The 11,431-nt window shown below is 71.3% G+C and carries 10 protein-coding genes; 4 read left to right on the top strand and 6 right to left on the bottom strand.

Annotated elements, in window-relative coordinates; all coding sequences use genetic code 11:
* A partial coding sequence (locus ACGFJ2_RS50810) for an RNA-guided endonuclease InsQ/TnpB family protein (RefSeq protein WP_393481044.1) occupies positions 1-564 on the top strand: 564 nt, incomplete at its 5' end.
* A gap of 121 nt (positions 565-685) precedes the next feature.
* Here ACGFJ2_RS50810 and ACGFJ2_RS50805 read toward each other — a convergent pair.
* Complete coding sequence (locus tag ACGFJ2_RS50805; protein WP_393481042.1) at positions 686-1,699, bottom strand: LacI family DNA-binding transcriptional regulator; 1,014 nt, start codon at positions 1,697-1,699, stop codon at positions 686-688.
* 155 nt (positions 1,700-1,854) lie between these two features.
* Entirely contained in the window at positions 1,855-2,379 is a 525-nt protein-coding gene (locus ACGFJ2_RS50800; RefSeq protein WP_393481039.1) for a hypothetical protein, read from the bottom strand.
* Positions 2,380-2,477: 98 nt separating this feature from the next.
* Here ACGFJ2_RS50800 and ACGFJ2_RS50795 point away from each other — a divergent pair, with 98 nt between their 5' ends.
* Complete coding sequence (locus ACGFJ2_RS50795; RefSeq protein ID WP_393481037.1) at positions 2,478-3,224, top strand: TetR/AcrR family transcriptional regulator; 747 nt, start codon at positions 2,478-2,480, stop codon at positions 3,222-3,224.
* Between the two features lie 62 nt (positions 3,225-3,286).
* On the opposite strand, the gene ACGFJ2_RS50790 is transcribed toward ACGFJ2_RS50795, so the two are convergent.
* Positions 3,287-3,958, bottom strand: a complete 672-nt coding sequence (locus ACGFJ2_RS50790; RefSeq protein ID WP_393481034.1) for an O-methyltransferase — start codon at positions 3,956-3,958, stop codon at positions 3,287-3,289.
* A 69-nt stretch (positions 3,959-4,027) separates the two neighbouring features.
* Between ACGFJ2_RS50790 and ACGFJ2_RS50785 the strand changes: the two genes are divergently transcribed.
* Positions 4,028-5,005, top strand: a complete 978-nt coding sequence (locus tag ACGFJ2_RS50785) for an aldo/keto reductase (RefSeq protein ID WP_357952592.1) — start codon at positions 4,028-4,030, stop codon at positions 5,003-5,005.
* Between the two features lie 131 nt (positions 5,006-5,136).
* Here ACGFJ2_RS50785 and ACGFJ2_RS50780 read toward each other — a convergent pair whose 3' ends face one another.
* From ACGFJ2_RS50780 to ACGFJ2_RS50770, 3 genes are all read right to left on the bottom strand, one after another.
* Positions 5,137-6,285: an FAD-dependent oxidoreductase gene (locus tag ACGFJ2_RS50780; protein ID WP_357952593.1), complete on the bottom strand. Its 1,149-nt coding sequence runs from the start codon at positions 6,283-6,285 to the stop codon at positions 5,137-5,139.
* Positions 6,286-6,423: 138 nt separating this feature from the next.
* On the bottom strand, positions 6,424-7,551 hold the full coding sequence (locus ACGFJ2_RS50775) for a S1 family peptidase (protein WP_393481031.1): 1,128 nt from the start codon (positions 7,549-7,551) through the stop codon (positions 6,424-6,426).
* A 148-nt stretch (positions 7,552-7,699) separates the two neighbouring features.
* Positions 7,700-8,260 (bottom strand): WHG domain-containing protein, encoded by a 561-nt coding sequence (locus tag ACGFJ2_RS50770; RefSeq protein WP_357952595.1) that lies wholly within the window; start codon positions 8,258-8,260, stop codon positions 7,700-7,702.
* 56 nt (positions 8,261-8,316) lie between these two features.
* On the opposite strand from ACGFJ2_RS50770, the gene ACGFJ2_RS50765 reads away from it, so the two are divergent.
* Positions 8,317-11,430 carry a bifunctional cytochrome P450/NADPH--P450 reductase gene (locus tag ACGFJ2_RS50765; protein ID WP_393481028.1) on the top strand — a complete coding sequence of 1,038 codons (3,114 nt, stop codon included), beginning with the start codon at positions 8,317-8,319 and terminating at the stop codon, positions 11,428-11,430.
* Position 11,431: the final 1 nt, after the last annotated feature.

Genomic DNA, 11,431 nt, shown 5'->3' with positions numbered 1-11,431 from the left:
CGCCGCACCTACGACCAGATCGCCCGGCTCCGCGCGACAGCCAAGCGCCGAGTGGTCGACTGGCAGCATCAGAGCACGACCGACCTCGCGCGGCGATTCAGCGCGATCGTGGTCGAAGACCTGAACATCACCACCATGATGGCCTCGGCGTCCGGGACCGTGGACAAGCCGGGGCGGGGGGTCGCCCAGAAGCGGGGCCTGAACCGCTCGATCGCGGGTCAGGCGTGGGGCCGGACGGTGGAGTTGCTGACCTACAAGGCCGCCGACCGTGGCGGTCTGGTCGCCACGGTCGACCCGCGCGGCACCAGCCAGGAGTGCCACCGCTGCCACACCACCACGAAAGGATCGCGCGAGACGCAGTCGCGGTTCGTGTGCAAGAACCCGGCGTGCGGATGGATCGGCAACGCCGACACCAACGCCGCCCGAAACCAGCTTCATCGGTACAACTCTGCCGCCGGACGGGCGGTCACAGGACGTGGAGACTCCGCGATAGCGGGGCCTGTGAAGCGTCAAGCATCCTGTCCCACAGTCTCGCCCGCACCCGCGCTGCGAGCTGCTGCGTAAGCAGCACAGGAACCCTCCACATCTATTTATGTGGAGGAGCACATCAAAACTACCTCAACGAGCTGAACGGCTCCGCTGAGCAATCCGCTTGACGGCCGGACACGCCCGTCGGCACGGCGCATCAAAGGCCGGGGACGGGACCCGTGCTGCCACGCACTTCGATGCGGGGACGGAAGCTGAGGTCGTGGTCCGGCTTGTCGCCGTTGAGCAGCGCGTGCAGCCGCTTCCACGCCTCCTCGCCCAGCTCGACGACCGGCACCGACGCCGTGGTCAGCGGCGGCGTCGTGTACTTCGCGAACGGGATGTCGTCGAACCCGGTCAGCGACAACTGCTCCGGCACCCGTACGCCCCGCTCGTTCAGCGCGCTGAGCAGCCCCATCGCCACCAGGTCGTTGAACCCGAGCACGCCGGTCGCCCCCGACGCGAGCACCGCGTCCGCCACGGCGTGCCCGCGCTCGAACGTGACCCCGCACGGAATGCCGAGCACGTCGGCGTCGGGATGCTCGGCGCGGAACCGGGCGAGCCCGGTCCGCCGCTGGGTGTTGGAGACGCTGTCGGGATTGCCCTCCAGGTAGGCGATCCGGCGGTGCCCGAGCTGATAGAGGTGCCGGGCGAGCGGCTGGATGCCCGCCTCGTAGTCGGCGGTGAGGGTCGGCGCCGGGACGTACGGGCTCTCGCGGTTGATCAGGACGACCGGCGCCAGCTCGGGCAGCAGGACCCTGAGCTTGTCCTCCGGCATCCTGGGCGCGCAGAGCACGATCGCGTCGCAGCAGCGGCGCGTCTCCAGCGCCAGGATGCCCTCCTCATCGGCCGTTTCGAGGGAGTCCGCCACCAGTACGTGGTAGCCGTCCCTGGCGGCGGCGCGGGTCAGGCCGCGCAGCACGCTCTGGAACGTCGGATTCTCCAGGTCCGGCACCAGGATGGCGACGCGCTGCGTGCGGCCCAGTACGAGCGAACGGGCCAGCGGGCTGGCCGAGTAGTGCAACTCGCTCGCCACGGCGCGAACCCGCTCGGCGATCGCCGGATCCACGTGCGCGTTGCCGTTCATCACCCGGGACACCGTGGAGATGGAGACCCCGGCCTGCTTGGCGACGGCGGTGATGGTCGCCGGCCTGCCGCTCGCGCCCCTGGCCATGCGCCGTCCTTTGCGTGACTCGCTGGAGGTGGCTCGGGAATGCCGCCGAGAAAACCCTTTCAAGCGATGATATCCACAGCCGGGGAGGGGAATCCGTCGCCGCGTCCTGATCACGTTTCACACGCGCATCCACGCCTCAGCCCATCTGAGGACAGTCAGACGATCGCCTCCAGCCCTGCGACAACACCTCCGCTCAGCAAGCCGACGACCAGGATCAATGGGCTGCCTTTGAGCGCCGCCACGGCGTGGAAGCGCAGGTCCCTGTACTCCCGCATGCCCTCGGTGCCCGGTAGCACCATCAGGCTGGGGCGTAGTCCGGCGAAGACGATCCAGTCGAGCACCACCAGGTCGTACACCGACAGGGTGAGGAACATGAGCGCCCCGGCCACGGCGGCCGGGCCGAAGCCCAGGTCCGTGCCGAGGTCCGCGCGCAGGCGGAGCATCGCCGCGACCGTCAGGGGCACGCAGCAAAATCCCCAGAAGAGCACCCCCACCCAGACCGCCACCCGGCGGCCGCGCGCGCTCTTGGGTTTGGCGTAACGCTCCTGGATGGCCGGCGGGTAGTCGTCCAGCAGGAAGTCCCGGCTGACGTACGCCCCGGCGAAGATCGCCACGGTGAAGAGCACGCTCATCACCAGCCCGAATCCCACTCCGTATTCGACGACCAGGGACCACCGCATGCCGTTTCCTCCTTGGTAAGGGTCGCCTAAGTGTGGCGGGGGAGGCGGCTTAAAGTCAACGGTGTGTGAAGTTCAAGGGATCCGGCTAGCATGGCTCGGTGCCCGCCCGCCGCCGACGCCCCGAAGTCCGTATGGGCAGGCCCACCCTGACCAAGGAACGGATCGCCCGCGCCGCGCTGCGCGTTCTCGGCCGGGGCGGTCCCACGGAGCTGACCATGCGCAACGTCGCCGCCGAGCTCCAGGTCTCGCCGCGTGCCCTGTACAACTACGTGAGCGACCGCGATGACCTGCTGCGCGAGGTGCTGGCGATCTGCCACGCCGACCGCCCCGAACCGCGCCTGGATCCCGGGCGGTGGCGCGAGAGCCTGCGCGACTACTGCCTCGACCTGCGGTCCTGGTACCGGGCCCACCCCGGGCTGCTGGCGCTCGCCCACGCCGAGAACCTGACCCACCTGGCCACCCCCGGCCTGCTCGACGCCGACGACGCGCTGGTGGGCTTCTTCCTCGCGCTCGGGCTGAGTCCGCAGAACGCCTACCGGGCCTGGACGATCACCGTGCTCCAGGTGGCCGGGTTCGCCGAGATCTGGGACGCCTGGCACGACCGCCCACCCGCTGGGCTGCTCCCCGCCGCCGTGGCGACGGCACCGCCCGCCGAGGGCCGGCCACACCTGGGGCGGATCAGCGAGGAGGCCGTGGTGGAGCCGCCGGACGTGCTGTTCGAGTCGGTGGTGGTCATGCTGACTGCCGGTATCGAAGGGGCCCTTCTCCGCCCGGCCTCGGGAGGCGCCGACGCCCCGGTCTCGGGAGACGCTGGCGCTCCGGCCGCGGGGGACGCTGGCGCCTAGGCCCTGGGAGGCGCCGATGCTCCGGCCTGAGCGTCGGCCGATCCGTCCGGCTGTACGTCGGGTCAGCTGTACGTCGTGGCACCGCCGGTGTGGCAGCTGATCTCCATGCCGTCCTCCACCGGGAAGGCGACGCTGACGTATCCGTTGGCCGGATCGCGCACATAGTCCAGATAGTCGGCCATGGAGGCGAAGGTGACGTCGTCGGCCACCACCAGCGCGCCCGGCGCCAACCGGGGCTCCAGTAGCCGGAGCACCGGCACGCTCAGCTCCTTCCACCCGTCCAGCAGCACCAGGCCGATCGGTCCTGGCACGTCGGCGAGGGTGTCCAGGGCGTTGCCGGGCAGGATCGTCACCACGTCGCCGAGACCGGCCTCGTCCAGGTTCGCGCGGGCGGTGGCGACCTTGGCCGCGCTCATCTCGGTGCCGTACACCCGGCCCGTCCCGTTGTCGGTGACCGCGGCGGCCAGGTACACCGTGGAGATCCCGAACGAGGTGCCGAACTCCACGACGGTCTCCGGGCGGGCGGCCCGCACCAGCGTGTAGAGGAGGTCGCCGCCCCGAGCGGAGACCGGCATGTACACGGCCGCCAAGGCGTCGGCGCGCTCCTGCGGGGTGGCCGTCTCCAGGGAACCGCCGGGGAGCGGCCCGTGAGGCGCGTCGTCGTCGAGCGCCGCGGCGGCGAACAGCCGGTCGAGCACGGTACGGACCAGCGGAGAGTGCAGAGTGTTTGCCATGGCCCGTAGATTAGACTCACCGTTGCGTCTTGTCTATCGGGAAGGGTGTGTGCCCTTACGATCGGGATTGTGGAGAAGCGTGAGCTGGGCAGGACGGGCAGGCAGGTCGGCGTGGTCGGCCTCGGGGCATGGCAGCTGGGCGCCGACTGGGGCGCGGTCGGAGAGGATGACGCGCTGGCGACGCTGCACGGCGCCGTCGACGCCGGGGTGACGTTCATCGACACCGCCGACGTGTACGGCGACGGGCGCAGCGAGCGGATCGTCGGGCAGTTGATCAAGGAACGCCCCGGCCTGACGGTGGCCACCAAGATGGGGCGCCGGGTGCCGCAGGAGGTGTCGGCCTACACCCTGGACAACTTCCGGGCCTGGAACGACCGATCCCGGAAGAACCTCGGCGTGGACACCCTCGACCTGGTGCAGCTCCACTGCCCGCCGACTCCGGTCTATTCGGACCAGGCGGTCTACGACGCGCTCGACACCATGGTCGAGGAGGGCAGGATCGCCGCCTACGGCGTGAGCGTCGAGACCTGCGCCGAGGCGCTGACCGCGATCGCGCGGCCGAACGTCGCCACCGTGCAGATCATTCTCAACGCCTTCCGGCTGAAGCCGCTGGAGGAGGTGCTGCCGGCGGCCGCCGCGGCCGGGGTCGGGATCATCGCCCGGGTCCCGCTGGCCAGCGGTCTGCTGTCAGGCCGGTACGACGAGCACACCCGCTTCTCCGACGACGACCACCGCGCCTACAACCGGCACGGGGAGGCGTTCGACGTCGGTGAGACGTTCTCGGGCGTCGACTACGACACCGGGCTGCGGGCCGTGGCGAGGCTCAAGCCGCTGGTGCCGGAGGGGATGACGACCGCCCAGTTCGCGCTGCGGTGGATCATCGACCAGCCCGGCGTCAGCGTGGTCATCCCCGGAGCCCGCGACGCACGGCAGGCTGGCGCTAACGCCGCCGCGGCCGGGCTCCCCGCGCTCACGGAGGAGACCCGGGCGGCGGTCACCGCCGTCTACGACGAGCTGATCCGCCCGCAGGTCCACGACCGCTGGTAAGCAAGCCGCCACTGGTAAGAAGCCGGACCCGAGAAGCGCTAGCTGGGGCGCACCCGCCTGGGGAGCACCCGCCCGGGAGCGCGGGCAAGGGAAGCGCGGGCCCGGGGAGTGAGCGCCGTTTCCGGGCCGGGTTACTGCTGGCCGGGCCGGCGGGCCGGGGTCGGGGCGGGCCCGGCCGTGCCGTCCGTGAAGCGGCCCGGCCGGAACGTCGCCAGCAGCGCCGACTCCTCCCCGAACAGCTCGCCCGCCACCTCCTCCATCAGCAGCGGCGCCAGCGTGATTCCGCTGTGCGTGGCCACCGTGTACACCCGCCGCCCCGCGTCCGCGAACCCGGCCACGGTCAGCCCGTCGCCGGGCATCGCCCGGCGGCCCACGACGGCGCGCTCCACCGTCGCGCCCTCGGTGCCCCGCAGCACGTTCGGCAGCAGCCCCATGATCTCGTCCAGGACCGCGCCCGGCACGTCGGCCGCCGGGTCGTTCGCCCGGTCGTCCAGGTGCAGGGAGTGCAGCAGCAGCCGCCCGCCGCCGTCGGGCCGCAGGTTGAGCCCGGTGGTGGTGAGGAACCGGGACAGCCGCGCCGGCACCGGCGAGGTGGTGACCAGGAATCCGTTGGTGACCCGACCGGACACCGCCGGATCCAGCATCGGGACGGTCAACCCGGCCAGCGCCGCGACCCCTTGCGTCCAGCGCCCGGCGCAGGTGACGACCACGTCGCAGACGAACGTACGCCCGTCGGCCAGCGTCACTTTCGCGCCCGCCGCCGTCGTGTCGATGGCGGTGACCTCGGCCCCGCACTCGACCGTGGCGCCCCGGTCCCGCGCCTCGCCGAGCAGCCGCCCGAGCAGCCGCAGCGCGTCGACGTATCCCTCGCCGGGGAAGAACGCGTACTCGGTGCCGGTGGGCGGCGGCACCAGGTCGGGTTCCAGGGCCAGAGCCCGGCGGGCGGTCACCCGCTCCACCGGGTAGCCCAGGCCGACCAGCCGCTCCACCCGGGCCGCCAGCAGCTCCTTGTGCTCGGCGCTCACCGCGTACTCGAGCATGCCCGTGGGGAAGAACCAGTCGCCCGCGAGCTGGTGGTGCGCCCACACGGCGGCGTGGTTCAGGGCGAAGTACGCCTTGGGCGTCTTGTTGTTGGCGTTGACCCACGCCATGGAGGTGGACGTCGTACCGGATCCCGGCGTACGTGCCTCCAGGACTGTGACCTGCGCGCCGCGCCGGGTGAGCCCGGCCGCGACGGCGGATCCGACCACCCCCGCACCGATGACGACGACTCGCACCATGACTCCTCTCGGTGGGGGGACGGCTCAGCACCAGCGCAGTGTGATCCCCTGCGGCCGGAATGTCACGTACGGGCCGTGACCGGGCACACGTGAAGCGTGCCCGGTGCCGAGGGCACCGGGCACGCGAGGGTGTGGGAATCAGCCGGTACGGAGCGTCAGCCCGTACACGCTGAGGATCTCGTTGACCGGCTGGAAGTAGGTCGTCCCGCCGCTGCTGCAGTTTCCGGAGCCGCCGGAGGTGACGCCCTGGGCCTGGCTGCCGGAGATGAACGAGCCGCCGGAGTCGCCGGGCTCGGCGCACACGTTGGTGCGGGTGAGGCCGGTGACGGTGCCCTCCGCGTACCTCACGGTGGCGTTGAGCTGCTGGACGGTCCCGCAGTGCCAGCCGGTGGTCGAACCGGAGCGGCAGATGGAGGAGCCGACGCTGGCCACGGTGGAGCCGCGGACGGTGACGTTCGCGCCGCCCGCGCCGCGTACGTACGGTGTAGCGGTGTTACCGGGAGCCGAGACCCAGGAGTAGTCGTTGCCCGGGAACGAGGCGCCCTGGAAGGTGCCCGTCGGGTTGGTGGTGTTGTTGGCTACCCGGCAGTGCCCGGCGGAGACGAAGCCGGGGGTGCTGCCCTTGGTGACGGCGAAGCCGATGCTGCACCGGGCGCCGCCGATGTAGTAGGGGGCGCCGCCGACGATGTTGATCAAGGTCCGCGGCTGCTCGCCGGAGACGGTCACGCGGATCGCGTTCCGGTCGACGCCGGCGGCCGCGGCGAGGGCGTCACCGGCCGCCTGCTGCCCGGCGACGATGACCACGCTGTTGGTGGTCACGTCGATGTACCACAGGGACGCGCCGGCCTTGGCCTGGTCCGACGCCCGGTCGATCTGATCCTTGACCGCGGTGAGCTGGGCCAGCGTCCGCGAGACGAGCACGGGTTGCGCGCCCTTCGCCTCGATGGCGCCGGTGGTGGCCGGGTCCGTCGTCGCGACCATGAGCTTGGAGGCGTCGGCGGTCAGCCAGGATCCGCCGTAGGAGGCGCCGAGCGAGGACGTCAGTGCGGCCTCCGTGGCCGCCGCGCGCTGCTCGTTGGCCAGCCGGGTGATGACCTGCTGCTCGGACAGGCCGAGGTCGCGCTCGAGGGAGTCGATCACGGACGGCGGGGTCGACTCCGAGGGGACGGGAGACGGGGAGGACGCCGCGGCGGGGGTGAGGGGGGTGGTGGCCAGGCAGGCGGCCACGATGGTGGCGCCTAAGAGAGGCCAGCGCTTACTCCGCATGTGCACTCCTTTGTGGGGGTGCCTGTCAAGCTAGCGGTTGCTAGGGATTGGCATAGATGGCAAACGACCCCTATCACGGTGATATGGCCCCGGCTCGCGGTGGTGGGACGCCCCCCGGTGGCTGATCAGCCAGGCCCCTAGCGGTTGGTCAGCCGCCCAGGCCGCGGATGATGAGGTCGACCGCCGCCTCGAAGGTGCGGTCGGCCTCCTCGGTGTCCTGGCCCTGGCCGATGTGCCCGGCCGTCTCGGCGAACACCAGGCCCGCCACGAACCCGTACAGCACGTCCGCCGTGCGCCGCTGCTCCTCCTGCGGCACGCCCGCCGCCTCCAGGATCGGGAACAGCACGCCCCACAGGCCGCCCTCCCGGTCGGCGGTGATCTCCGGGTGGGCGTACACGTAGCGCCACATCGCCGGGTGGTCGGTGGTGAGCCGGCGATAGGCGCGCCCGAGGATGCGCAGCCGCTCCTGCCAGGGCAGTGTCTCGTCCGGCGGGAGGTCGAGGCGCTGGACGTTGGTGTCGCAGATCTGCGTGAGCAGCGCCATCTTGTTGTCCACGTGGTGATAGAGCGACATCGGATTGACGTCGAGCTCGGCGGCCAGCTTGCGCATCGACAGCCCTTCCACGCCCACCTCGTCCACCATGCGCAATGCCGTGGTGTAGATCTCCTCCAGGGTCAGCGGGGTTCCCCTGCGCGCGCTCACTGCCATACACCGTATGGTAGCGTGAGCCATACGGTGTATGGCTACCAGGATCAGGAGTGCTCATGAGAGAGATCCCCGCCCCCAGGGGGCTGCCGATCGTGGGAAACGCGTTCCAGATGCCCGCGCACTCGCCCATGACCTACTTCGAGGAGGTCGCGCGGGCGCACCCGGAGGGCATCTATCAGCTCGACCTGCTCGGTCGTCATGTCGTGGTGATCCACGATCCGGACCTGGTGGCCGAGGCGTGCGACGAGACGCGGTTCCGCAAGGAGATCAACCCGCCCTTGTCGATCGTCCGCGACTTCGCCGGCGACGGACTGTTCACGGCCAGGCCGGACGAGCCCGTCTGGGGTCACGCGCACCGGATCCTCATGCCGGCCTTCAGCCAGCGGTCGATGAAGGCGTACTACCCGCAGATGCTGGAGGTCGCCGACCGGCTCGTGGAGTCCTGGGCGGCGCGCCCGGGGCAGGATCTGCCGGTGGCCGACGACATGACCAGGCTCACCCTCGACACGATCTCGCTGACCGGGTTCGGCTACCGGTTCGACTCCTTCGACTCGCCGGAGCTGCACCCGTTCCTGACGGCGATGGGCGGCGCGCTGACCGAGGCGATGCTGCGCAACCAGCAGCTCCCGTTCGTCACCAAGCTCAAGCGCAAGCAGGAGGTCGCCTACCGGGCCGACATCGAGCTGATGCGCGAGCTGGTCGACGACGTGATCAGGCGGCGCCGCGCGGAGGACGGCGCCGCCACCAAGGACCTGCTCGGCCTGATGCTGGAGGCGTCCGACCCCAAGACCGGCGCCCGGCTCTCCGACGCGAACATCCGCGACCAGGTCCTCACCTTCCTGATCGCCGGGCATGAGACCACCAGCGGCCTGCTCTCCTTCGCGCTGTACAACCTGCTGCGCGACCCCCACACCCTGGCCAGGGCCTACGACGAGGTCGACCGGCTGCTGCCGGGCGACGAGCCGCCGGCCTACGAGACGGTCATGAAGCTGGACGTGATCTCCCGGATCCTGGAGGAGACGCTGCGGGTCTGGTCCCCGATCCCGGCCTTCTCCGTGAACGCCATCGCGGACACCACGCTCGGCGGTGAGTACGCGCTGGCGGCGGGGACGCCGGTCATCATCCTGCTGCCGTCGCTGCACCGCAACCCGAAGGCGTGGGAGCGGCCCGACGAGTTCGACATCGACCGCTGGCTGCCCGAGAACAAGCGTGACCATCACCCGGCCGCCTACAAGCCGTTCGGCAACGGCGAACGGGCCTGCATCGGCCGCCAGTTCGCGCTCACCGAGGCCAGGCTGGCGCTGGCGATGATCCTGCGGCGCTTCGCCGTCTCCGACCCCGCCGTCTACAAGATGAAGATCAAGCAGACGCTCACCCTGAAGCCCGACGGGTTCACCGTCCGGGTGCGCGAGCGCCGTCCCCACGAGCGCGTCACCGTGCTCGGGCAGCCGATCGAGGTGGAGGAGCAGCAGGACATCGCCGTCACCGGCGTCGCGCTCACCGTCGCCTACGGCTCCAACCTGGGCACCTGCGCCGACATCGCCGAGCGGCTGGCCGAACGCGCCGGGCGGGCCGGCTTCGCCACCACGCTGACCACCCTCGACGAGCTGGTCCCGCCGAGCGAGGGGCTGCTCCTGGTGGTCGCCTCCTCCTACAACGGAAAGGCGCCCGACAACGCCCAGCGCTTCGACGCGCTGGAAGACCTGCCCGACCTGTCGGGAGTACGGCTGGCGCTGCTGGGCTGCGGCAACACCCAGTGGCCCACGTACCAGGACTTTCCCCGCCGCGCCTTCGCCAAGCTGACGGCGGCCGGTGCCGTACCCCTGATCGAGCGGGGCGAGGCCGACGCCGACGGCGACTTCGACGGCGACGTGTCGGCGTGGACCGCCAAGCTGTGGGCGGCGACGGCCGAGGAGTACAGCGCCTCAGCCGCCGACGCGGGCCCCCGCTACCAGATGGAGGTGCTCAGCGAGGCGGAGGTACGGCCCGCGGTGGTGTCCGCGCGGGCGTTCCCGCTGACCGTGGTCTCCAACGAGGAGCTGACCGGCGACCCGGCCGGGCTGTGGGACTTCTCGCTGGAGGCGCCGCGGCCCGGCGTGCGCTCGATCGTGGCGCGGCTGCCCGAGGGTGTGACCTACTCGGCGGGCGACCACGTGGCCGCCTTCGCCAAGAACGACCCGGAGCTGGTGGAGTGGGCGCTGCGCTGCCTGCGCGTCCCGCGTGAGCAGGTCGTACGCCTGCGCACCGGCGGGGCCACGCACCTGCCCGTGGACACGCCGGTGACGGCCGGGCTGCTGCTGACCGAGTTCGCCGAACTGCAGGAGGTGGCCACCCGGTCGGACCTGGCGGCCCTGGCCGCGCACACCTCGTGCCCGTGGACGCGGAGCCAGCTCGACGCGCTGACCACGGACTACGCCGACGAGATCCTGGCCAAGCGGGTATCCCCGCTGGCGCTGCTCGACCGCTTCCCGGCGATCGAGCTGCCGCTGCCGGTCTTCCTGGAGATGGCCGGGCCGATCCGGCCGCGCTACTACTCCGTCTCCTCCTCGCCGCTGGCCGACCCCGGCCTGGTGAGGATCACGGTCGGGCTGGTGGAGGGGCCCGCCTGGTCGGGCAGCGGCGAATATCGCGGGATGTGCTCGGCCTACCTGGCCGGGCTGGCTCCGGGGGAGAGCTTCTACGGCTACATCCGGGTGCCCGCGCCGCCGTTCCGGCTGCCCGAGGACCCCGCCACGCCGGTGATCCTCGTGGGTCCCGGCACCGGGTTCGCGCCGCTGCGGGGGTTCCTGGAGGAGCGGGCGCTGACCGGGGCCACCGGGCGGGCCGAGGTGTTCGCCGGGTGCCGCCATCCTTCGCATGACTGGCTCTACCGGGACGAGGTGGAGGGCTGGGCGTCGGCTGACGGGGTGCACGTGACCGTGGCCTACTCGGCGGTGGCCGGGCATCCGTACCGGTTCGTGCAGGATGCGATCGCCGCGCGGGGCGAGGCGGTGTGGGAGCTGCTGGAGGCCGGGGCGCATGTGTACGTCTGCGGTGACGGGCTGCGCATGGCGCCCGCCGTACGGCGTGCCTTGCTCGCCATCCACCGGGACAAGACCGGGACGGACGGAGAGGCGTGGCTGGCCGCGCTCGAAGAGCAGGGTCGATACCAGCAGGACGTCTTCGCCTGAT

Source organism: Nonomuraea sp. NPDC049028 (genome assembly GCF_043197735.1).
GTDB lineage: Bacteria > Actinomycetota > Actinomycetes > Streptosporangiales > Streptosporangiaceae > Nonomuraea.
The sequence above is the reverse complement of the archived record's forward strand: the minus strand, read 5'-3'. Positions and strand labels throughout refer to the sequence as shown.

What these genes read in the sequence shown, in the direction of transcription:
- ACGFJ2_RS50800 (WP_393481039.1), bottom strand. Translation starts at nt 2,379, where the DNA reads ATGCGGTGGTCCCTGGTCGTCGAATACGGAGTGGGATTCGGGCTGGTG.
- ACGFJ2_RS50780 (WP_357952593.1), bottom strand. Translation starts at nt 6,285, where the DNA reads ATGGTGCGAGTCGTCGTCATCGGTGCGGGGGTGGTCGGATCCGCCGTC.
- ACGFJ2_RS50805 (WP_393481042.1), bottom strand. Translation starts at nt 1,699, where the DNA reads ATGGCCAGGGGCGCGAGCGGCAGGCCGGCGACCATCACCGCCGTCGCC.
- ACGFJ2_RS50790 (WP_393481034.1), bottom strand. Translation starts at nt 3,958, where the DNA reads ATGGCAAACACTCTGCACTCTCCGCTGGTCCGTACCGTGCTCGACCGG.
- ACGFJ2_RS50765 (WP_393481028.1), top strand. Translation starts at nt 8,317, where the DNA reads ATGAGAGAGATCCCCGCCCCCAGGGGGCTGCCGATCGTGGGAAACGCG.
- ACGFJ2_RS50775 (WP_393481031.1), bottom strand. Translation starts at nt 7,551, where the DNA reads ATGCGGAGTAAGCGCTGGCCTCTCTTAGGCGCCACCATCGTGGCCGCC.
- ACGFJ2_RS50770 (WP_357952595.1), bottom strand. Translation starts at nt 8,260, where the DNA reads ATGGCAGTGAGCGCGCGCAGGGGAACCCCGCTGACCCTGGAGGAGATC.